This window comes from Bradyrhizobium sp. USDA 4473 (genome assembly GCF_054063335.1).
Map to the genome: position 1 here is coordinate 5713780 of NZ_JBSSGE010000001.1, position 22152 is coordinate 5735931.

Here is a 22152-nt window from a genome sequence, read left to right on the forward strand (position 1 = left end):
GTGTCGCGCGACGATGACCGCGCGGTTCATGGTGCGGTTCATGGTATTCTTGACGCACAGGCGCACCATCACCTCGCGGTCGAGGCGGACAAGGTTCACTGGGGCTATTTCAGCCGCACGCTGCCGCCGCAGGCCGAGATCGCATCGGGCGACACCATCACGATCGAGACGCTCTCGCAGCATGCCTCCGACGATCCGGAGCGGATGATCTCGGGCGATCCCGGTGCGGAGAGCGTGTTCGGCTGGACCGCGGATCGCAAGAATGTGGATCGGCGTGGCGCCGGCCCGATGGATGCCTCGGTGTTCGGGCGCGGGGCGGGCGAGGGGTTCGGCGTGCATATCTGCACCGGCCCGATCGCGGTGAAGGACGCGCAGCCCGGCGACGTGCTCGAGGTGCGCATCCTCGACATCGTGCCGCGGCCAAGCCGCCACCCGCAGTTCGAAGGCCGTGTGTTCGGCTCCAGCGTCGCCGCCTGGTGGGGCTATCATTACGGCGAATTTCTCGCCGGTCCGAAGCCGCGCGAGGTCGTCACCATCTACGAGATATTTCCCAGTGGAGACGGTTCATCGCATGCCCGGGCGCTCTACTCCTATCGCTGGGAGCCGCAGACCGATCCGTCCGGCGTGGTGCACGCGACCTATGATTATCCCGGCGTCCCGGTTGCGCCCGGCAGCGTCAAGCGCCGCCATGCCGTGCTTGACGGCATCCGCATTCCGCTGCGGCCGCATTTCGGCGTGATCGCGGTGGCACCGCGCGAGGTCGATTTCGTCGACTCGGTGCCGCCGTCCTATTTCGGCGGCAATCTCGACAATTGGCGGCTTGGCAAGGGCTCGACCGTCTATCTGCCGGTGGCCGTGCCGGGCGCGCTGCTTTCCGTCGGCGATCCCCACGCGGCGCAAGGCGACGGCGAGCTCAGCGGCACTGCGATCGAATGCTCGATGACAGGCACGTTCCAGGTGATCCTGCACAAGAAAGGCAGCCACACCGGACAGCCCTTCGCCGACCTGAGCTATCCCCTGATCGAGACCGGGACCGACTGGGTGCTGACCGGATTTAGCCATCCCAACTATCTCGCCGAGTTCGGCGCGCAGGGGCAGAGCGAGGTCTACGCCAAGTCGTCGCTCGATCTCGCGATGAAGGATGCCTTCCGCAAGATGCGTCGCTTCCTGATGAGCGTCAAAGGCCTGAGCGAGGACGAGGCGATCGCGCTGATGTCGGCGGCGGTTGACTTCGGCGTGACCCAGGTGGTCGATGGCAATTGGGGCGTGCACGCCATTCTGAGCAAACGGCTGTTCTGCGACGGCTGATCGCGCAAAGCGGAGACCAACAGTGAAATTCCATATGATTGCAGGCGGACCGAAGCCGGTCGCGCCGTTCAGCCATGCCGTCGAGACTGACGGCTTCGTGTTCGTGACCGGTCAGATGCCGGATACGCCGGCGACGCCCGGCGTGCTGCCGGATGGAATCGTCGCCCAGACGAACGCCGTGATGGAGAACCTGCGTGTCGTGCTCGCAGGCCTTGGTCTCGGCCTCGAGCATATCGTGATGTCGCGGATCTATCTGACGCGTTTCAACGACGACTATGCCGCGATGAACGAGACCTACCGGACGTTCTTCCCGCCGGATCGCCTGCCGGCGCGAACGTGCGTCGGCGTCACCGGGCTTGCCTATGACGCGCTGATCGAAATCGACCTGGTGTGCCGACGGCCGTGACGGCCGCTGACGTCATCCCAGATCGGTCAGGTCGCGCGGCAGCATGGCCTTGAACTGCGTCAGCGCCTGCCGCGCCTTCTTCGGCGGCAGCGTGATGGCGTGACGTACCGCGGCTGCGATCAGCGTCATCGTCAGTCCCGAGAGCGTGGCAAGGGTTGCGGCCGGCATGCCGGGCGCGACCCGCTTGATCGCATCGGACAACAGGCCCGAGAGCACGGCCATGTCCTCGGCATCGAGCTTTTGCAGCGCGCGGTCAGCCTGGGTCGCCTGCCAGATGTCGCGCACGCCCGGCTCGCGCATGAACATCTCGTAGTAGCTGTCGACGATCCGGCAGAGCGCAGGATGCAGATCGCGTGCGGTCGTGACCACGGAAAGGTCGCGCCTGACGCAGTCGCGCCCGGCGGCGTTATGACGTTCCGCAAGCGTGCCGATGATCGCGGCCTTATCCGGGAAATATTGATAGAGCGAGCCGAAGGCGACGCCGCTGCGCGCGACGATGTCGCTCATGCGGAACGCCTCGCTGCCCTTTTCCGCCATGATCTCGGTCGCACAGGCAAGGATACGCTCGAAGCGATCGCGGCTGCGCTGCTGCGTCGGGGCCATCCGCGCCAGCCCGGGCAGGGCGGCGCGCGCCGCCGGCGCGGCCTTTCGTTTCGTCATCGCTGTCCTCCACAAACCGGTTGACGTCTCTAATACGAGAGTTTATCGCATTTCACAAATACGAGTTATTCTCGCATTTGGAGGGTGGAGAGATGCGCCATATGCTGACCTCGGGCTTGCTGTGGTTTTCTGCGCTCGGCTGCGGCCTGCTTGCCGGGGTTTATTTCGCGTTCTCGGCCTTCGTCATGACCGCGCTGGGCCGCATCGATCAGGCCGCCGGCATCTCGGCGATGAACGCGATCGATGTCGCCATTGTCCGCTCGCTGTTCATGCCGGTCTTCCTCGGCACCACGCTGTCCTGTACCGCGCTGGTGGTGCTCGGCGCGCTGCGTTGGCAGGAGCCGGGCGCGATGCCTATGATCGGCGGCGGCATCCTCTATGTCGTCGGGATGTTCGTCGTCACCGCCGTCTTCAACGTGCCGCTGAACGATCAGCTTGCGGCCACCGATCCCGCGAGCGCTGCGGCCGCGCCGGTCTGGGCGCGCTATCTGACCGACTGGACCTTCTGGAACCACGTCCGGACCGTTGCCTCGCTGGCGGCGACCGCGCTGTTCACCGTCGCGATCGCTGCGGAATGAGGCGGGGGCGGGGACGCCCGAGCCAGAATCGCCGGCGCGGCGCAATGGCCGCGCCGACAGAGTGCTTCCGGACACGCGACGGCGCCGACAGGACAGCCGGGACGGACCTGCACCGCCCTGGAACGCCGGCAAACCCTTGTGCAGCAGAGGTTTACCGTCCGCCGCTAAAGTTTGGCCGGAGCCCCATTTGGTTCTTTGCAAGCCCGAAAGGCTTTGTTATACGCTGCCCGCTCGCGAACACTTGTTCGCCTATTCCTCGGTAGCTCAGCGGTAGAGCATTCGACTGTTAATCGAATGGTCGCTGGTTCGAATCCAGCCCGGGGAGCCAGTTTTGCTGGCCCCATCAACATCCGACATCGCCAATCACAAGCCTGTGGTCTGTTACCGGCAGAACCAAAAACGTCGTCAAATCGACTCAATAGCCGTCGACACTTCGTCTTGCCGGGTCTTGAGAGGTGATTTTGATGGCCATTAACCTGATCGACCTGTCGATGCCGCAGCCAACGCTCGTTCCGAACGATGCCCCCTGCATCAGTGATGACGAGTGCGTTCGCCTGCTCGCAAAAGCCGTCGAGGAGCACGATTCCGAGCATCTTGACGAAGTGGCCCGCCTGATCGGCCGGCTGGCGGTCACGATCGAGTAGGCGCGCGCCGCGGCGCATGTCCTGCACGCCAACGCCGTGTTGCGTTTTGGCGGAGCCTGTTCCAAAAGATGGCCCTGTTCGAGCTTCTCCAGCGGCAATGCCGCGATTTGCAGGGTCCCGCCAATGACCGGTTTTTCGACCGCGCGCCAGTACATGGTCGATGGTCAGGTGCGTCCGAGCGACGTCACCGATGATCGTATTCTCGAAGCCATGCTGACCGTGCCGCGCGAGGTATTCGTGCCGGCCGACAAGCAGGCGCTCGCCTATCTCGATCTCGATCTCGATGTCAGCGAGGGTGGGACGGCCAGGCGCTGCCTGATCACGCCGGCGCTGCTGGCCAGGATGTTGCAGGCCGCTGCGATCAAGGCCACCGACCGCGTCCTGGTGGTCGGCTGCGCAACCGGTTACGCCGCCGCCATCGTGGCGCGCATTGCGGCCGAGGTCAGCGCAACCGAGAGCGATTCGGCGCTGGCCGCCAAGGCGACCGCGGTGTTCGCCCGCCTCGGCATCCAGAATGTGACGGTCAAGACCGCTGCGGCCGCCGATGGCGATGCCGCGGGCGCGCCGTTCGACGTCATCGTCCTCAATGGCGCGACCGAGGCTCTCCCCACCGGGCTGTTCGGCCAGCTCAAGGAGGGGGGCCGGCTGGTCGGGGTGTTCGGCCTGACGCCGCCGCCGCGCGCCGCCCTCGTGACGCACTCCCACGGGGATTTCGGCCATCGTGAGCTGTTCGACGCCACGGCTCCCGTGCTGCCCGGACTGGAGCGGCTGCCCGCCTTCGTCTTCTGACTACCGCACTGCGCCAGCTGATAAAATCCCGTTCCGAATCAGAAGTGTGGCCCGTTTGCCCCATGTGAAGAGTTTCGACCGCGTTCCGTTGCGGGGTAGTTCCGTTGCCCTTAGCTGCGGACTAAGGTGAGGCGGGACTCACTTCGTCTGAGGCGACCGCCGGACCGACTTGCGTGTGGAGACGGCGACTACAATGATTGGATTACCGGGGATGCGTGGGGTGAAGGCTATCACCGCGGCTGCGACTGCCGTCCTTCTATTGGCGGAGATGGGCCCTGTGCCCGCGCTCGCCGAAACTATCGAATCCGCGCTGGTGCGGTCTTACCAGAATAATCCCCAGCTGAACGCACAACGTGCGTTGGTGCGGTCGACCGACGAAAACGTTCCGCAAGCGCTCTCGGGCTACCGCCCGAAGGTTTCGCTCACCGCGAATGCGGGCGGACAATATACCGATGAGCAATTGGGGCAGGGAACTCCGGCTGTGTCGGGCGTGAGCCGGCAGCGGACCGTCAGCCTCACCGCCAATCAATCGCTGTACAACGCGCAGACCGCGCCCAGGGTGCGGGCCGCCGAAAGCCAGGTGTCGTCGGCGCGCGAAGCATTGCGTGCGCTCGAGCAGTCCGTGCTGCTGGCCGCGGCGACCATCTACATGGACTATCTTCGTGACGCGGCCATCGTCGAGGTCCAGCGCAGCAATACGCGCGTGCTGGAACAGACGCTGAAGCAGACCCAGGATCGCTTCAACGTCGGCGAAGTGACACGAACCGACGTCGCGCAATCCGAGGCACAGCTTGCGGCGGGCAGGACCCAGCAGCTGACAGCGGAATCCAACCTGACGACGACGCGCTCGAACTACCGCCGCATCATCGGTGTCGACCCGCAGAATCCGGCGCCGGGCTCGCCGGTCGACCGGTACCTGCCGGCGACGCTGTCGGCCGCCGTCGAGCTCGGCCTGACCCAGAACCCGAACGTCACCGCAGCGATGTACGGCGTCGACGTCAACTACTTGCAGACCAAGGTTGCCGAGGGCGCGCTGCTGCCGTCGGTTGCGCTGCAGGCATCGGTCAGCCAGGGCTACGAAACGCAGTTGACCGTATACCGCCTCTTCAATGCCTCGGTCGGCGTTCAGCTGACGCTGCCGATCTATCAGGGCGGTGCGGAATACTCGCTGATCCGGCAGTCCAAGGAATCGCTGGCGCAGCAGCGCCTGGTCCTGGAACAGACAAGAGATCAGGCACGTGCCAACGTCGTGACCGCGTGGGGCCAGTTGATCGCCGGCAAGTCGCAGGTGGCATCGGCGCAGGCGCAGGTGACCGCGTCGGAGATCGCGCTGAACGGCGTCCGCGAAGAAGCCAAGGCCGGCCAGCGCACCACGCTCGACGTGCTCAACGCGCAGCAGGCGCTCGTCAATGCGCGCAACGCGCTGGTCACCGCGCAGCATGATCGCGTCGTCGCGTCCTACAACGTGCTGAACTACATCGGCCGTCTGTCGCCGCAGGTGATGGGCCTTGCCACCAGCGTCTACGATCCGAGCGTGCATTACCAGCAAGTTCGTGACAATTGGGCCGGCGTACGCACGCCCGACGGCCGCTAAACACCTTCACTTCATCGTCGCTTGTCGCGCCATGTTTGTGGTTCTGAGCTAATCAGAACCACGGACTGGCGCGTTTGCTTGCAATCGATAATTGGCCTGACATACCGTTTTATCGGGCAGCAAGCCGATTCGCGGCGCGCCGGCGTAGCGTGATGACGGGTGCGACGCCACCTGTGGTCACGCTGCAGTGGGCGACACGAAGCTTGCACAAAGCCTCGGGCGGGCTTGATCTGGGGACAAGTCGGGCGGGAGCCGTGAAAATCTCCGCCCGCATCATCGGAACCGGCGAATCCTCTCGGGCTTGATGTAAAATAAGTTTCGATGTGGAGTCGGAGATGACGCAACCTGCGAAGGTCCAAGAGCCCTCGATGGAGGAGATCCTGGCGTCGATCCGTCGCATCATTGCCGACGACGAGGCGAAGCCGGGCGCTGCCGAGAAGCCTGCGGCCGCCGCACCGCCGTCGCCGAAGGTTGAGCCGCCGCCCGCAGCCAAGCCCGCGATGAAGAGCCCGCCGCCCGCAGCGCCACCGGCCGCGAAGGCCGCCGCGACCGCGCCGAAATCACCGCCGCCTGCGCCGGCGCCGGCCAGCAACAGTCAGGACGACATCGACTCGCTGCTCGCCAGTCTCGACGAGGCGACGCCGGCGGCCGAGATCCGGCCGTCTCCGCAGCCCGAAGCCCAACCGGAAGCCGACGTGTTCGAGCTCACCGACGACATGGCACTGCCGGACCCTGCCCCTGCGGCAGCCGCGCCGTCGTTCCGCAAGGTCGAGCCGCAAGATGATGTCGAGTTCACCGAAGCCCGCAGCCGGGCGCAGGAACCTGGTCGCGAACAGCCTGCAAGCGAGCCTGCGCCGATGCAGCAGATCATCTCCGGAACCACGATGCGAGCGGTCGAGTCCGCGTTCAACTCGCTGGCCAACACCGTGCTGAGCAACAATGCTCGGACGCTGGAGGATCTGGTCAAGGAGATGCTGCGGCCGATGCTGAAGTCCTGGCTGGACGACAACCTGCCGGGGCTGGTCGAGCGGATCGTCAAGGCCGAGATCGAGCGGGTCTCCCGCGGGCGGTAGCTCCGCGCGGGAGGCCGTGCTGGCCGCGAGGGCCTGGCGGCCTCCATTTCAGCCCCCAAATGCCCAAAACACCCAAAACGCCGTTTTGACGTACCGGTCCGGTTGACTTGGTGCGCTCCGGCGGCTTTCTAGCCTTTCCTCATGGTCCACAGCGCATTGTCATGATCGAGAAAAACTACCAGCCCGCCGATATCGAGCACCGCATGGCCCGGATCTGGGAGGACAGCGGGGCGTTCAAAGCCGGCCGGCCCGAGCGCAAGGATGCTGCGCCTTTCACCATCGTGATCCCGCCGCCGAACGTGACCGGCTCGCTGCATATGGGCCACGCGCTCAACAACACGCTGCAGGACATCCTGTGCCGGTTCGAGCGGATGCGCGGCCGCGACGTGCTGTGGCAGCCCGGCACCGACCATGCCGGCATCGCGACCCAGATGGTGGTCGAGCGTCAACTGATGGAACGGCAGGAGCCGGGACGGCGCGACATGGGCCGCGCCAAATTCCTCGAGCGGGTCTGGCAGTGGAAGGCCGAGAGCGGCGGCACCATCGTCAATCAGCTGAAGCGCCTCGGCGCCTCCTGCGACTGGTCGCGCGAACGCTTCACCATGGACGAGGGCCTGTCGCGCGCCGTCGTCAAGGTGTTCGTCGAGCTGCACCGGCAGGGTCTGATCTACAAGGACAAGCGCCTGGTCAACTGGGACCCGAAGCTGCTCACCGCGATCTCCGATCTCGAAGTGCAGCAGGTCGAGGTCAAGGGCCATCTCTGGTACCTGCGCTACCCGATCGAGGGCCGGACTTTCAGCCCCGAGGATCCGAAGTCGTTCATCGTGGTCGCGACGACGCGGCCCGAGACGATGCTGGGCGACACCGCGGTCGCCGTGCATCCGGACGACGAGCGTTACACCGATCTGGTCGGCAAGCACGTTATCCTGCCCTTGGTCGGCCGCAAGATTCCGATCGTCGCCGATGACTATTCCGATCCGGAGAAGGGCTCGGGCGCGGTCAAGGTGACGCCTGCGCACGACTTCAACGACTTCGAGATCGGCAAGCGCCACGGCCTGCCGCAGATCAGCGTGCTCGACCAGGAAGGCTGCCTCAACCTCACCGGCAACGAGGACTATCTGCGCGGCCTGCCGATGGGCGCGGACGAATTCGCCGCCGAGTTTGACAAGATCGAGCGCTTCGCCGCGCGCAAGAAGATTGTGGCACGGCTGGAGGAGTTCGGCTTCCTCGAGCGAATCGAGCCCAACACCCACATGGTGCCGCATGGCGACCGCTCCGGCGTGGTGATCGAGCCCTATCTGACCGACCAGTGGTATGTCGACGCCCACACGCTGGCGCAGCCGGCAATGGCGGCGGTGCGCTCGGGCGAGACGACATTCGTGCCGAAGAACTGGGAAAAGACCTATTTCGAGTGGATGGAGAACATCCAGCCCTGGTGCATTTCGCGCCAGCTGTGGTGGGGCCATCAGATCCCGGCCTGGTATGGGCCGGACGGCAAGGTGTTCGTCGCCGAGACCGAGGAAGAGGCGGTCGGCAACGCGCTCGGCTATTACGTCGAGCAGGAAGTCATCACGCCGGAGCAGGGCCACGAGATGGCCACCGATCCCGCCAAGCGCGAGGGCTTCATCACGCGTGACGAGGACGTGCTCGACACCTGGTTCTCGTCGGCGCTGTGGCCGTTCTCGACACTGGGCTGGCCGGACGATACGCCGGAGGTCGCGCGCTACTACCCGACCAACACGCTGGTGACGGGCTTCGACATCATCTTCTTCTGGGTCGCCCGCATGATGATGATGGGCCTGCATTTCATGAAGCAGGCGCCGTTCTCGACCGTCTACATCCACCGCCTCGTCCGCGACGAGAAGGGTGCCAAGATGTCGAAGTCGAAGGGCAACGTCATCGACCCGCTCGGCGTGATCGACGAATACGGCGCCGACGCGCTGCGCTTCGCGCTGACCCGCGAGGCGGCGCAGGGCCATGACATCCGCCTGTCGCCGCATCTGGTCGAGACCAACCGCAATTTCGCGACCAAGTTCTGGAACGCCTGCCGCTTCGCCGAGATGAACGAGTGCGTGAAGCCGGACGGTTTCGATCCCAGGGGCGCCAAGGAGACACTGAACCGGTGGATCGCGCACGAGACCTCGCGCGTCACCCGCGAGGTGACCGAGACGATCGAGGACCATCGCTTCAACGACGCCGCCGCGGCGATCTACCGTTTCGTCTGGAACGTGTTCTGCGACTGGTACCTGGAGCTCGCAAAGCCGGTGCTGATGGGCGAGGAGGGCGCGGCTAAGGCCGAAACCCGCGCCATGATCGCCTGGACGCGCGACGAGATCCTCAAGCTGTTGCATCCGTTCATGCCCTTCATCACCGAAGAGCTGTGGGCCGTGACGGCCAAGCGCGACGGCCTTTTGGTGCTGGCGGCCTGGCCGCGCAAGTCCGGCGTGACCGGCGAGCAACTCGCGGCGATCGCGACCGCCGGTCCAGTGGCCGATCCGATCATTCCGCCTGTCGTTGCCGCGCTCGACACCGACGAGTTCAGCGATCCCGCAGCCGAGGCCGAGATCGGCTGGGTGGTCGATCTCGTCACCGCGATGCGCTCGGTGAAGGCGGAAATGAACATCCCGCCGTCGACACTGACGCCGCTGGTGATCGTGACGACGTCGGATGAGACGCGCGACCGCGCCCGGCGCTGGAACGACACGATCAAGCGCCTCGCGCGGTTGTCGGACATCTCCTTCGCCGACGCCGCGCCGGAGGGCGCCATGCAGCTTCTGGTGCGCGGCGAAGTCGTCGCATTGCCGCTGAAGGGCGTGATCGATCTGGCGGCCGAACGGGCTCGGCTGGAGAAGGAGCTCGGTAAGGCCGATGCCGACATCAAGCGGGTCGACGCAAAGCTCTCCAACGAGAAGTTCGTCGCCAACGCGCCGGAAGAGCTGGTCGAGGAAGAGAAGGAAAAGCGCGCCGCAGCTCAGGAGCGCCGGACCAAGATCCTCGAGGCGATCGAGCGGCTGAAGAAGGCGTCATAGCCGCTCAAAATCGCTTGCTGAGGAATTTCGATCCCTTCAGCCCGTAGCGCCAGGGCAGTTCGACCGCCTTGGTGATGCCGATCCGGATGCCGGTGACGATCTCGGGCGTCTCCGTCCGCGCATGCAGCGCGATCGGCGGGCGATCGAGCGGCAATTCGCTGTGTGCGATGGTGATGCCGAGTGCCTCGCAGAGCTTGCCGGGACCGGAGCACAGCGCGCGCGCGTCCTCCAGCCCGCGCCGCCGTCGCATCGCGGCGAGCCCATGGGTCGGCTCCAGCGCGCGGATCAGCACGGCGCTGGCCGAGCCCGGCTCCTCGCAGACGAAATTGACGCACCAATGGATGCCGTAGGAGCGGTAGACGTAGGAGAAGCCCGGCGGGCCGAACATCACCTGGTTGCGCGGGGTCGGGCCGTTGTAGGAGTGCGCCGCCGGTTCGGTGTGATGGTAGGCCTCGACCTCGGTGATGATGCCGCCGACGCCGCCGACCAGGAAGGTCGCACCGATCAGGTCGGGCGCGACCTCGAGCACGTTGCGGTCGAAGAAGGAGCGCTTCAGCGCCTTGCCGAGGCGCGGCGCGGTCGCACGGGTGAGGCGGGGTTTTTGAGCCATTTTGAGGTAGGAATCGGCGTGGAACAGGCCGCAACACTGCCAATATATGGGCTGATCTGCTAGCGTCGCGGCGCGGGTTGCGAGCCGCATCAACACCGATTAGCTATGGTTTCTCGCGACTTGCAGGCACCTATGGTCACCATCGTCGATACCATCTCCACCACTCAGCTTCGCCCGCGGCACCCCGAAAAGGTGAACCGGCCGGATGCCGTGTCGCCGCCGAAGCCGGACTGGATCCGGGTTCGCGCGCCGAACACGCGCGGCTATGCGGATACCCGCAAGATCGTGAAGGAGAACGGCCTCGTCACGGTGTGCGAGGAGGCGGGCTGCCCCAATATCGGTGAGTGCTGGGACAAGAAGCACGCCACCTTCATGATCATGGGCGACACCTGCACCCGGGCCTGTGCGTTCTGCAACGTCAAGACCGGCATGCCCGGCGCGCTCGATGCCGATGAGCCCGAACACGTCGCCGAGGCGGTCTCCAAGCTGGGACTGGCGCATGTCGTGATCACCTCGGTCGATCGCGACGATCTCGCTGACGGCGGCGCAGAGCATTTTGCGCAAGTGATCCGCGCCATCCGCGCGCGCTGCCCGACCACCACGATCGAGATCCTGACGCCCGACTTCCTGCGCAAGGACGGCGCGCTCGAGCGCGTGGTCGCGGCCAAGCCCGACGTCTTCAACCACAATCTGGAAACCGTGCCGTCGCGCTATCTGACGGTCCGTCCCGGCGCCCGCTATTTTCATTCGATCCGCCTGCTGCAACGGGTCAAGGAGATCGACCCAACCATCTTCACCAAGTCGGGCATCATGGTCGGCCTCGGCGAGGAGCGCCACGAGGTGCTGCAGGTGATGGACGATCTGCGCTCGGCCGAGGTCGACTTCCTGACCATCGGCCAGTACCTGCAGCCGACCCGCAAGCATCACGCCGTGATGCGCTACGTGACGCCGGATGAGTTCGCCGGCTACGAGCGCGTCGCCTATACCAAGGGTTTTCTGATGGTGTCGGCGAGCCCGCTGACGCGCTCGTCGCATCATGCCGGCGAGGATTTTGCCAAACTGCAGGCGGCCCGCACGGCCCGCGGCCGCTAGATTTGTAAACGGCGGTGAGCCGGCGCCGTCACGCGCCGTTGCTTGATCGAGCCTTGATTGAGCCTTTGGACGGGACCAATGCAGCGTGTTCTGGTGATGGGATCGTCGGGATCCGGCAAGTCGACATTTGCGCGGCGGCTGTCCGTCATGACGGGCATCCCGACCGTGTCGATCGACGCGCTGTTCTGGAAACCGGGCTGGATCGAATCCGACAAGAACGAATTCGAGCAGCGCATGATCGCAGCCGCGCGCGAGCCGCGCTGGATCATGGACGGGAATTACACGCGATATGGCGCAGGTGAGCTGCGCCGCGAGCGCTCCGACACGATCATCTGGTTCGACCTGCCGCGATCGACCTGCATGCTGGGCATCGTCAGGCGCATTGCCGGCAGCTATGGCGAGGTACGCCCCGAGATGGCCGAAGGTTGCCCGGAGAAGATCGATCTGGAGTTCTTCCGCTATGTCTGGACCTATCGCCAGCAGCAGCGGCCGAAACTGCTCGAATATTTCAAGGAACTGCGCCCCGATCAAGCGCTGGTCTGCTTCACGGATCGGGCGCAGGCGGACCATTATCTGGAGAGCGTCGCACGCCGGCAAAACCGTGCGAGTATTCACTGATGCCAAAACTCTGATGCCAAGATTCTCAAGCAAGCGGCGGGTTCGCCACACCGCGTCTCAAATGTTCGATCTGGTCGCCGACGTCGAGCGCTATCCGGAATTCGTGCCGCTGTGCCAGGCGCTCAAGATTCGCCAGCGCACGCCGAAGGACGACGGCACCGAAATCGTGGTGGCCGACATGACGGTCTCCTTCAAGCTGGTCAAGGAGACCTTCACCAGCAAGGTGACGCTCGACCGGTCCAATCTGAAGATCCTGGTCGAATATCTGCGCGGCCCGTTCAGCAATCTGGAGAACCGCTGGAGCTTCGAGCCGAAGTCGGAGACCGAATGCGACGTCGGCTTCTTCCTGAATTATGAATTCAAGAGCCGGATGCTGGCGATGCTGATGGGCTCGATGTTCGACGCCGCATTCTCGCGTTTCGCCGCGGCGTTCGAGAAGCGCGCGGACCAGGTCTACGGCAAGCCGGCCTAGCGAAGCTGCTTGCCAAGGCTGCCTGTCTCCGCAGGGGCGCACTGCCAAAACAGCGAAAACAACCCCATGCAAAGGAGCCGGCCGCGTGCATTCGACCCGGCAACTCGACATGTCGGGCAAATCGGCGGTATTATTCTACTATACAGAAATTGCAGACCCGCTGACCCCGCGCGAGGGGACGTGGCGGTAGCCATGCGCGATTGCGCTGCCGTCATTGCGGCGCGATAGCGACGAAGCAATCCAGGTCTCCCCGCGTGGTGAGATGGATTGCTTCGCGCAGCCTGTCATCGGGCGCGCGTTCGCGCGACGCGTTGGCTCGCAATGACGGAAGGTTGCCGTTACGGGCAGGAACGGCGCACGCCGCCGGAGGCGATGTAGGTGCCGGACGCCGGATCGTAGGTGCGGAAACGCTGCGAGCAATAGGCGTCGTTGTTGGCCTTGGCCTGGCTCGCCGCGATGGCGCCGCCGATGATCGCACCGGCCGCAAGCCCGCCGATGATCGCAGCGCCGTTTCCACCACGGTCGCGATAATACCCGCCGCGGTAGCCGTAACCACCCCGATAGCCGTAACGCGGACCGCCGTGCCAGTGGCGATACTGCACGTGTTCGACGGAGGTCGGCTGGTCCTGCAAGCGGGCGGCGGGTGCGAGCGGGGCGGCGAATGAGGGGGCGACAGTCGACAGCGTCATGGCGCCGGCAGTAATTGCGGCCACGACCAAAGTTCCCAACTTCATCATTTTCTCCTTGTTGTGGGATTTTGCCGTTCGAAGAACGGTCGAAACGGCAGAGTTGGAACAACAGAAAGCGGCGAGCCGGCGTCCAGGTTCCACCTGAGACAGGCGGCACTGGGCCGCAGTTGACTGAAGGGTAGCGAGACGTGCGCCCTGGCGCGATTCGACTCTCGTCGGCCTATCCGCGTGGCGGCCGTCGCCGTTTCGCGGCGTGGCTGCGCGGCGAACGGGCCACCCGTGGCCGCAACCTGCTGGCGGCCTCGCGGCGCGGCTTGGCGGCTTGCGGCGGACGCGCAAGCTCCATCAGCATGCGCAGCGCTTCGACGACCGAGCGCTGCCGCACCGTGCTGCGGCCGATCGCGCCGAAGCGCTGCTCGCGATGCAGGATGCGGCCGTCGCGCGCGGCGACGGCGAAATGCACCAGGCCGACCGGCTTGCCCGGCGTCGCGCCGCCGGGGCCCGCAATCCCGGTGATCGAGACCGCAAGGTCGACGCCGGCCTTTTCCAGCGCGCCGATCGCCATCGCGGTCGCGGTTTCCTTGCTCACCGCACCGAAGGTCTCGAGCGTCGCGGCCTTGACGCCGAGCATCACCCGCTTGGCCTCGTTCGAATAGGTGACAAAGCCGCGGTCGATCACGTCGGAGGAGCCGGGGATGTCGGTGAGCGCGCCAGCAACCAGGCCGCCGGTGCAGGATTCGGCGGTCGCGATGGTCAGCTTGCGCATCCGGCACAGGTCGAGCAGCGAGCGGGAGAGGGCACGAGCGTCGCTGCCGCCCATGTCAGGCACTCCAGCTCTTGTCGTCCCAGGGAAGACGGATGGTCGCGCTCGCGGTCGCTGCGATGCCTTCCTCGCGGCCGGTGAATCCGAGCCGCTCGCTGGTGGTCGCCTTGACCGCCACGCGCGAGACGTGGACGCCGGAGATCTCCGCGATTTTCGCCCGCATGGTGTCACGCAGCGGACCGATCTTCGGCCGCTCGCAGATCATCGTCACTTCGAGATTGGCGATCCGTCCACCACGCGCGGTGACACGCTCGACGGCGTATTTCAGGAATTGGTCGGAGGAGGCGCCCTTCCACTTGGCGTCGCTCGGCGGGAAATGCGAGCCGATGTCGCCGTCGGCCAGCGCGCCGAGGATGGCGTCGACCAGCGCATGCAGCCCGACATCGCCGTCGGAATGAGCCAGGAAGCCGCGTGTATGCGGCACCCGCACGCCGCAGAGCATGACATGGTCGCCGTCGCCAAAGGCGTGCACGTCGTAGCCGGTGCCGGTCCTGATGTCGCCGAGCTGGCTTGCGAGCCGCGCTTCCTCGCGCACGAAGTCTTCGGGGGTGGTCAGTTTCATGTTGGCAGGATCACCTTCAAATGTCGCAACCGTCAATCCCGCCCATTCGGCAAGCGCCGCATCGTCGGTGAAATCGGAGCGCGCCTCGCGCGCGGCACGACGATGCGCTTCCAATATTACGTCGAAACGAAAAGCCTGCGGCGTCTGCGCGATCCGCAGCCGCGCGCGCTCCGGTGTCGCCTCGACGTCGCCGGCATCGCCGGTGAGCTTGATGGTATCGGTGACGGGAATCACCGGGATCGCGGCGCCGGTCCGGCCGGCGGCGGCAATCGCGCGCGAGATCACGGCCGACGTGACGAAGGGCCGCGCGGCGTCGTGGATCAGGACGATGTCGGGCTTGTCGGCGGCGAGCGCCTCGAGCCCGGCATGCACCGAGGCCTGCCTTGTCGCGCCGCCCGGCGTCGGCGGCCGATGGCGAAGGCCCGCGACCGCCTCATCGAACAGCGCGGCGTCGTCGGGATTGACCACCGGCTGCACCGCAAACACGTCCGGATGCGCGGAGAACGCCTCCATGGCGCGGTAGATCACCGTCTGGCCGCCGATCATCCGGTATTGCTTCGGCCCGCCTGCGCCGGCGCGCAGCCCACGGCCTGCGGCGACGAGGATGGCTGCGGTACGCTCAGGCTTCGGCATTTTGAACCAACGACAGACGAATCGGGGATGAGGGGGGCGGCTGATACCGCCGCGCACAGCCCTTAGCATGACCGCTGCGCAAAAACAGAGCGTTTGCGATGACTGTGGGAAAAGCAGATTTTGTTGCAGTGCACTTGCGTCAGTGGTAGGAATGTCTAAACCGTAGGCATGAGCCTTGACTGCACAAGAATTGTGCGCAGAATAGACCATGTCAGCTGCAATGGCGTTGCTGACAAAACGACGAGACGGCTGTGACCGGCGTGCAAAGTAGTCCTCGTAACCCATTGAAGATAGGCGATATTGCTATCGTCAACCGGGTTCTTCTCGCGCCCATGTCAGGGATCACGGACGCGCCCTTCCGGCGACTCGCGGCCACCCTGGGAGCTGGTCTGGTGGTCTCCGAGATGACGGCCAGTGATGATCTTGTGAACGGCAAGCCGATGTCGAAGCTGCGTTGCGAGGCCGCCGGGATCGGGCCGCATGTGGTTCAACTGGCCGGCTGCGAGACCCGCTGGATGGCGGAGGGCGCACGGATCGCCGAAGCCGCCGGCGCCGACATCATCGACATCAACATGGGTTGTCCGGCACGGCACGTGACCGGCGGCCAGTCCGGCTCGGCCCTGATGCGCGACCTCGACCACGCGGTGACGCTGATCGACGCGACGATTGCCGCGGTCAAGGTGCCGGTGACGCTGAAGATGCGGCTCGGCTGGGACGACCGCTCGCTCAACGCACCCGAACTGGCGCGCCGCGCCGAGGCGTCGGGCGTGCAGATGATCACCGTGCATGGCCGCACCCGCTGCCAGTTCTACAAGGGTGAGGCGAGCTGGACGGCGGTGCGCGCGGTCAAGGACGCGGTCACGATCCCGGTCGTGGTCAACGGCGACATCACCTCGTTCGACAAGGCTGTCGACGCGCTGGACATGTCGGGCGCCGACGCCGTGATGATCGGCCGCGGCGCGCAGGGCCAGCCCTGGCTGCCCGGCCAGATCGGACGGCGCCTGGAGACCGGGATCGCCGAGACCGCGCCGTCGCTCGCCGAGCAGCTCAAGCATGTTCGCGCGCTCTATGACGAGGTCTGCAGCCATTACGGCCTGCGCGTCGGCCTCAAGCATGCGCGCAAGCATCTCGGTTGGGCGCTGGAGATCGCGGCCGCCTATAGCTGCGCGCCGGCGGCGACCTTGAAGACCTGGCGACAGGCGATCCTGACTTCGGAAGAGCCGTCCAGCGTGCATCGCTCGCTCGAAGACGCCTACGACGATTTTGCCTGGAGTGCTGCCGCATGACGTCAGCCATGGAATTTCGCCGCCCCGTGCCGACCGACGGCGAGGCCATCCTCAACGCGCTGCCCAATCCGGTGCTGCTGGTCGCGCCCGATGGACGCATCGTCGATGCCAACATCGCGGCCGAATCCTTCTTTGAGATCTCGACCCAGTTCCTACGCCGGCAGTCGCTGAAGGAGCTGGTGCCGTTCGGCAGCCCGCTGCTGGCGCTGATCGAGCAGGTGCGGACCAGCGGCTCGCCGGTCAACGAATACAAGGTCGATCTCGGTACGCCGCGGATCGGCGGCGATCGCCAGGTCGACCTGCACGTCGCGCCGCTGACCGAGCGGCCCGGTCACATCGTGGTAATGCTGCAGGAGCGCACCATCGCCGACAAGATGGACCGCCAGCTCACTCATCGCAGCGCGGCGCGCTCGGTGATCGCGCTGGCCGCGATGCTCGCCCATGAGATCAAGAATCCGCTGTCGGGCATCCGCGGCGCCGCGCAGCTCCTGGAGCAGCAGGCGTCATCCGAGGACCGGCTGCTGACGCGGCTGATCTGCGACGAAGCCGACCGTATCGTCACGCTGGTCGACCGCATGGAGGTGTTCGGCGACGACCGCCCGGTGGCGCGCGGCCCGGTCAACATCCATTCCGTGCTCGATCATGTGAAGCGCCTGGCGCAATCGGGCTTTGCCCGCAACGTGCGCTTCATCGAGGACTACGATCCGTCGCTGCCGCCTGTGCTCGCCAACCAGGACCAGCTGATCCAGGTGTTCCTCAACCTGGTGAAGAACGCGGCCGAAGCCGTCGCCGATCTCGGCACCGATGCCGAGATCCAGCTCACCACGGCGTTCCGGCCGGGCGTGCGGCTGTCGGTGCCCGGCAAGAAATCGCGGGTCTCGCTGCCGCTCGAATTCTGCGTCAAGGACAACGGCTCGGGCGTGCCGGAAGACCTGCTGCCGAACCTGTTCGATCCCTTCGTCACGACAAAGCAGACCGGCAGCGGGCTCGGCCTCGCGCTGGTCGCCAAGATCGTCGGCGATCACGGCGGCATCATCGAATGCGAGTCGCAGCCGCGCAAAACCACTTTCCGCGTGCTGATGCCGATGTACAGCGCCGCCAAGCAACACGACCATAGCAACCGCGATGACGTTCCGGGTACGTCCTCGCCTGCCTCTCAGGACGCACGATGAGGAACAACAACAATGCCTGCAGGTAGCATACTTGTCGCTGACGACGACACTGCCATCCGGACCGTCCTGAACCAGGCGCTGTCGCGCGCCGGCTATGAGGTTCGCCTGACCGGCAACGCCGCCACGCTGTGGCGCTGGGTCAGCCAGGGCGAGGGCGACCTCGTCATCACCGACGTGGTAATGCCGGACGAGAACGCGTTCGATCTGCTGCCGCGGATCAAGAAGATGCGGCCCAATCTGCCTGTCATCGTGATGAGCGCGCAGAACACCTTCATGACCGCGATCCGCGCCTCCGAGCGCGGCGCCTATGAATATCTGCCGAAGCCGTTCGACCTGAAAGAGCTGATCACCATCGTCGGCCGCGCGCTGGCCGAACCGAAGGAGCGGGTCTCGAGCCCCGCCGACGACGGCGAGTTCGACTCGATCCCGCTGGTCGGCCGCTCGCCGGCGATGCAGGAAATCTATCGCGTGCTGGCGCGGCTGATGCAGACCGATCTCACCGTGATGATCTCGGGCGAGTCGGGCACCGGCAAGGAGCTGGTCGCCCGCGCGCTGCACGATTACGGCCGGCGCCGCAACGGCCCGTTCGTCGCGGTCAACATGGCGGCGATCCCGCGCGACCTCATTGAATCAGAGCTGTTCGGCCATGAGCGCGGCGCCTTCACCGGTGCCAACACCCGCGCCTCCGGCCGCTTCGAGCAGGCCGAGGGCGGCACGCTGTTCCTCGACGAGATCGGCGACATGCCGATGGAGGCGCAGACCCGGCTGCTGCGCGTGCTGCAGCAGGGCGAATACACCACCGTCGGCGGCCGCACCCCGATCAAGACCGACGTCCGCATCGTCGCGGCCTCCAACAAGGACCTGCGCATCCTGATCCAGCAGGGCCTGTTCCGCGAAGACCTGTTCTTCCGGCTCAACGTGGTGCCGCTGCGGCTGCCGCCCTTGCGCGAGCGCATCGAGGATCTGCCCGATTTGATCCGGCACTTCTTCTCGCTCGCCGAGAAGGACGGCCTGCCGCCGAAGAAGCTCGACGCCCAGGCCCTGGAGCGGCTCAAGCAGCACCGCTGGCCGGGCAACGTCCGCGAGCTGGAAAACCTCGCCCGGCGGCTGGCCGCGCTCTACCCGCAGGACGTCATCACGTCATCGGTCATCGACGGCGAGCTGGCGCCGCCGGCGGTCACCTCGGGCAGCACTGCAACCGTCGGCGTCGACAATCTCGGCGGCGCGGTCGAGGCCTATCTGTCCTCGCACTTCTCCGGTTTCCCGAACGGCGTGCCGCCCCCGGGCCTCTACCACCGCATCCTCAAGGAGATCGAGATCCCGCTGTTGACCGCCGCGCTGGCGGCGACCCGCGGCAACCAGATCCGGGCCGCCGACCTGCTCGGCCTGAACCGCAACACGCTGCGCAAGAAGATCCGCGACCTCGACATCCAGGTCTACCGCAGCGGCGGGTAGGCCCACGGGCGGGGCTTCAGGCCTCGCTGCCTTTATTGAGTAGTCACAAATGGTTTTGAGGACACGGCGCCGCACTGCGGTTTGCGCCGCGGAAATGTCGCAATTCGGCAACATTGTGATATGATTGCATCAGTTCGCAATTCCCGCGGGCGATCGCACTCAGCTCAATTGCCGGTATGACCAGCGCAGAGACCACCGCTTCAACATTACACGCGTCACCGGCCGGGCCCAATCCAGAGGCAGGGGCGGAGGCGCGCGGCTTCCCCTTGCGGCGCTGGCTGGCGCCGTTCGCCATCGCCCTCGCGCTGCTGTCGGGCTTCCTCACCTTCGTGGTGTTGACCAACCTGACCCCGATCGAGCCGACGCCCGAGGTGGTGCGCTCGTTCCTGATGATCAACGCCGGCACCATCCTGCTGCTGGTCGGGATCATCGTCCGGGAAGTCTGGCAGATGGTGCAGGCGAGGCGGCGCGGCCGGGCGGCGGCGCGGCTGCATGTGCAGATCGTCGGCCTGTTCTCGGTGATCGCGGTGTTGCCCGCCGTGCTGGTCTCGATCGTGGCCAACGTCACCATCGAGCGCGGCCTCGACCGGCTGTTCTCGGGTCCCACCAAGGAGGTGATCCAGAATTCGCTGACCATTGCCAGCGCCTACATGCAGGAGCATGCCCAGCTGATCCGCGGCGACATCCTGGGGATGGCCAACGACATCTCCCGTGCCCGGCTGACCCCGCTCTACGACCAGGACCGCCTCTCGTTCCGCGAGTTCCTGACCGCGGCCGCGGCCGCGCGCAACCTGCCGGTCGTGGTGCTGATGGACAAGGACGGCCACATCCTGGAGAGCGCCGAGACCGGGATCAACCTGAGCTACGCGCTGCCGCCGCCGGATTTCCTCAGCAAGGTCAACGATACCGATCCCGAGATCTCGGTATTCCCGGAGAGCTATGTCGCCTCCGTGGTTCGCCTCAAGACCTTCGACGACACCTTCCTCTACGTGGCGCGGCTGCTTGATCCGGCCGTGGTTGCCCAGCTCAAGCAGACCCAGACCAGCGCCGCCGAATATGCCCAGCTCGAGACCCGCCGGCTCGGCATCCAGGTCGCGTTCGCGCTGATGTTCGCGGTGATCGCGCTGACCATCCTGATGGCCTCGGTGCTGATCGGGCTGAACTTCGCCAACGGCCTGGTGTCGCCGATCCGCCAGCTGATGGGTGCGGCAAGCGAGGTCTCGACCGGCAATCTCAACGTCCAGGTGCCCGTCAACAAATCGGCGAGCGACCTCGCGCTGCTCGGCGAAACCTTCAACAAGATGACGCAGGAGCTGCGCACCCAGCGCAACGAGCTGGTCGATGCCTCCGAGACCATCGACAGCCGCCGCCGCTTCATCGAAGCGGTGCTGTCGTCGGCGAGCGCCGGCATCATCGGGGTCGACGGCTCGGGCAGCGTCGGCATCCTCAATCGCTCGGCGGAGAAGCTGATCGGGCATGCCGAGTCGGAGACGCTCGGTCATCCGCTCTCGGACGTGCTGCCCGAACTCGACGAGATGATGAAGACCGCGCGCGAGGGCACGCAGCGGCTGGTGCAGGGCCAGGTGACGATCCTGCGCGACGGCAACGAGCGCAATCTGTCGGTTCGGGTGTCCGCCGAGCAGACCAGCCAGTCGCGCGACAGCTACATCATCACGCTCGACGACATCACCGAACTGGTCTCGGCGCAGCGCACCTCGGCCTGGGGCGACGTCGCGCGCCGCATCGCCCACGAGATCAAGAACCCGCTGACCCCGATCCAGCTTTCGGCCGAGCGCATCCGCCGCAAATTCGGCAAGACCATCACCGAAGCGAAGGACAAGTCGATTTTCGAGCAGTGCACCGACACCATCGTGCGCCAGGTCGACGACATCAGGCGCATGGTCGACGAGTTCTCGCGCTTTGCGCGGATGCCGAAGCCCGTGATGGAAGGCGAGGACGTCGCCGACGTGGTGCGCCAGGCCGTGTTCCTGATGAAGGTCGCGCATCCCGATCTCGACATCGAGGCCGACATCAAGCAGTCACCGCTGCCGGCGCAGTTCGACCGCCGGCTGATCTCGCAGGCACTGACCAACATCATCAAGAACGCCACCGAGGCGATCGAGCAGGTCCCGCCCGAGGAGCTCGGCAAGGGCCGCATCGACGTCGTGGCGCAGCGCGAGAATGACGACATCCTGATCGACGTCGTCGACAATGGCATCGGCCTGCCCAAGGTCGCGCGTGCGCGGCTGCTGGAGCCCTATGTCACGACGCGGGCGAAGGGGACCGGCCTCGGACTTGCGATCGTCGGCCGCGTCCTCGAGGACCATGGCGGCCGCATCGAGCTCAAGGACGCCTCCGATTTCCGCGAGGGCCAGCGCGGTGCCTGGATGCGGCTGCGCTTTTCCGTCACCGGCCAGGCGGCCAAGCCTGAGACGAAGCCCGAGGGCAAGGAGCAAAAGCCGGACGAGACCGAACCCGACAGCGAAAAAAATCCGCCGCAAGAGCCGACCAACGGCCCGGCACAGGCGACCAACAATGAACCAAAAATTCAAGAACCAATCCAAGACCCCGCTAATCCAGAACCCAATAATCAAGAGCCAAATGCGCAACAGCCAGAAATCCATGTGCCAAAATTCAAAGCCGCGACGGGCGACTGACA

Annotated in this window: 19 protein-coding genes, 1 tRNA gene and 1 pseudogene; 16 read left to right on the plus strand and 5 right to left on the minus strand. The window is 65.6% G+C overall.

Going from position 1 to position 22152, the window contains the following annotated elements; translation table 11 throughout:
- Window positions 1-60: 60 nt before the first annotated feature.
- Together ACVW17_RS26965 and ACVW17_RS26970 are read left to right on the plus strand one after the other, a co-directional pair.
- A pseudogene (locus ACVW17_RS26965) lies at window positions 61-1308 on the plus strand (acetamidase/formamidase family protein); the annotation flags it as partial.
- Between the two features lie 22 nt (window positions 1309-1330).
- Entirely contained in the window at window positions 1331-1714 is a 384-nt protein-coding gene (locus ACVW17_RS26970; protein WP_456754724.1) for a RidA family protein, read from the plus strand.
- 12 nt (window positions 1715-1726) lie between these two features.
- Here ACVW17_RS26970 and ACVW17_RS26975 read toward each other — a convergent pair whose 3' ends face one another.
- Entirely contained in the window at window positions 1727-2374 is a 648-nt protein-coding gene (locus ACVW17_RS26975) for a TetR family transcriptional regulator (RefSeq protein ID WP_456754725.1), read from the minus strand.
- A gap of 92 nt (window positions 2375-2466) precedes the next feature.
- Between ACVW17_RS26975 and ACVW17_RS26980 the strand changes: the two genes are divergently transcribed.
- The 7 genes from ACVW17_RS26980 to ACVW17_RS27010 all read left to right on the plus strand — a co-directional run bounded on the left by ACVW17_RS26980 (window position 2467) and on the right by ACVW17_RS27010 (window position 10081).
- Window positions 2467-2952: an anthrone oxygenase family protein gene (locus ACVW17_RS26980; RefSeq protein WP_456754726.1), complete on the plus strand. Its 486-nt coding sequence runs from the start codon at window positions 2467-2469 to the stop codon at window positions 2950-2952.
- A 253-nt stretch (window positions 2953-3205) separates the two neighbouring features.
- Window positions 3206-3280: transfer RNA gene (locus ACVW17_RS26985), tRNA-Asn, on the plus strand.
- 136 nt (window positions 3281-3416) lie between these two features.
- Entirely contained in the window at window positions 3417-3596 is a 180-nt protein-coding gene (locus ACVW17_RS26990; protein WP_076859518.1) for a hypothetical protein, read from the plus strand.
- 123 nt (window positions 3597-3719) lie between these two features.
- Complete coding sequence (locus tag ACVW17_RS26995) at window positions 3720-4385, plus strand: protein-L-isoaspartate O-methyltransferase family protein (RefSeq protein WP_456754727.1); 666 nt, start codon at window positions 3720-3722, stop codon at window positions 4383-4385.
- A 211-nt stretch (window positions 4386-4596) separates the two neighbouring features.
- Window positions 4597-5979 (plus strand): TolC family outer membrane protein, encoded by a 1383-nt coding sequence (locus ACVW17_RS27000; RefSeq protein WP_456754728.1) that lies wholly within the window; start codon window positions 4597-4599, stop codon window positions 5977-5979.
- Window positions 5980-6314: 335 nt separating this feature from the next.
- Window positions 6315-7052, plus strand: coding sequence for a PopZ family protein (locus tag ACVW17_RS27005; protein ID WP_456754729.1), 738 nt, complete (start codon window positions 6315-6317; stop codon window positions 7050-7052).
- 161 nt (window positions 7053-7213) lie between these two features.
- On the plus strand, window positions 7214-10081 hold the full coding sequence (locus tag ACVW17_RS27010; protein ID WP_456754730.1) for a valine--tRNA ligase: 2868 nt from the start codon (window positions 7214-7216) through the stop codon (window positions 10079-10081).
- Between the two features lie 4 nt (window positions 10082-10085).
- Here ACVW17_RS27010 and ACVW17_RS27015 read toward each other — a convergent pair whose 3' ends face one another.
- The gene (locus ACVW17_RS27015) at window positions 10086-10691 is read right to left on the minus strand and encodes a DNA-3-methyladenine glycosylase (RefSeq protein WP_456754731.1); all 606 of its coding nucleotides are present in this window, start codon (window positions 10689-10691) and stop codon (window positions 10086-10088) included.
- Window positions 10692-10823: 132 nt separating this feature from the next.
- Between ACVW17_RS27015 and lipA the strand changes: the two genes are divergently transcribed.
- The 3 genes from lipA to ACVW17_RS27030 all read left to right on the plus strand — a co-directional run bounded on the left by lipA (window position 10824) and on the right by ACVW17_RS27030 (window position 12873).
- On the plus strand, window positions 10824-11783 hold the full coding sequence (gene lipA, locus ACVW17_RS27020) for a lipoyl synthase (protein WP_456754732.1): 960 nt from the start codon (window positions 10824-10826) through the stop codon (window positions 11781-11783).
- Between the two features lie 78 nt (window positions 11784-11861).
- Window positions 11862-12401 carry a DNA topology modulation protein gene (locus ACVW17_RS27025; protein ID WP_456754733.1) on the plus strand — a complete coding sequence of 180 codons (540 nt, stop codon included), beginning with the start codon at window positions 11862-11864 and terminating at the stop codon, window positions 12399-12401.
- A gap of 13 nt (window positions 12402-12414) precedes the next feature.
- Complete coding sequence (locus ACVW17_RS27030) at window positions 12415-12873, plus strand: type II toxin-antitoxin system RatA family toxin (protein ID WP_456754734.1); 459 nt, start codon at window positions 12415-12417, stop codon at window positions 12871-12873.
- Window positions 12874-13211: 338 nt separating this feature from the next.
- Here ACVW17_RS27030 and ACVW17_RS27035 read toward each other — a convergent pair whose 3' ends face one another.
- From ACVW17_RS27035 to ACVW17_RS27045, 3 genes are all read right to left on the minus strand, one after another.
- A complete protein-coding gene (locus tag ACVW17_RS27035; RefSeq protein ID WP_456754735.1) occupies window positions 13212-13610 on the minus strand; it encodes a BA14K family protein in 399 nt (132 codons plus the stop codon).
- Window positions 13611-13782: 172 nt separating this feature from the next.
- Complete coding sequence (locus tag ACVW17_RS27040) at window positions 13783-14382, minus strand: CinA family protein (protein ID WP_194454282.1); 600 nt, start codon at window positions 14380-14382, stop codon at window positions 13783-13785.
- Between the two features lies 1 nt (window position 14383).
- On the minus strand, window positions 14384-15580 hold the full coding sequence (locus ACVW17_RS27045) for a bifunctional 2-C-methyl-D-erythritol 4-phosphate cytidylyltransferase/2-C-methyl-D-erythritol 2,4-cyclodiphosphate synthase (protein WP_456754736.1): 1197 nt from the start codon (window positions 15578-15580) through the stop codon (window positions 14384-14386).
- A 284-nt stretch (window positions 15581-15864) separates the two neighbouring features.
- On the opposite strand from ACVW17_RS27045, the gene dusB reads away from it, so the two are divergent.
- From dusB to ACVW17_RS27065, 4 genes are all read left to right on the plus strand, one after another.
- On the plus strand, window positions 15865-16866 hold the full coding sequence (gene dusB, locus ACVW17_RS27050; RefSeq protein ID WP_456754737.1) for a tRNA dihydrouridine synthase DusB: 1002 nt from the start codon (window positions 15865-15867) through the stop codon (window positions 16864-16866).
- Window positions 16863-18038: a two-component system sensor histidine kinase NtrB gene (locus ACVW17_RS27055; RefSeq protein WP_456754738.1), complete on the plus strand. Its 1176-nt coding sequence runs from the start codon at window positions 16863-16865 to the stop codon at window positions 18036-18038. Before dusB ends, ACVW17_RS27055 begins: the two co-directional genes overlap by 4 nt.
- 12 nt (window positions 18039-18050) lie before the next feature.
- Window positions 18051-19493, plus strand: a complete 1443-nt coding sequence (gene ntrC / locus ACVW17_RS27060; RefSeq protein WP_050419700.1) for a nitrogen regulation protein NR(I) — start codon at window positions 18051-18053, stop codon at window positions 19491-19493.
- Window positions 19494-19669: 176 nt separating this feature from the next.
- Window positions 19670-22150, plus strand: coding sequence for an ATP-binding protein (locus ACVW17_RS27065; RefSeq protein ID WP_456754739.1), 2481 nt, complete (start codon window positions 19670-19672; stop codon window positions 22148-22150).
- Window positions 22151-22152 lie beyond the last annotated feature (2 nt).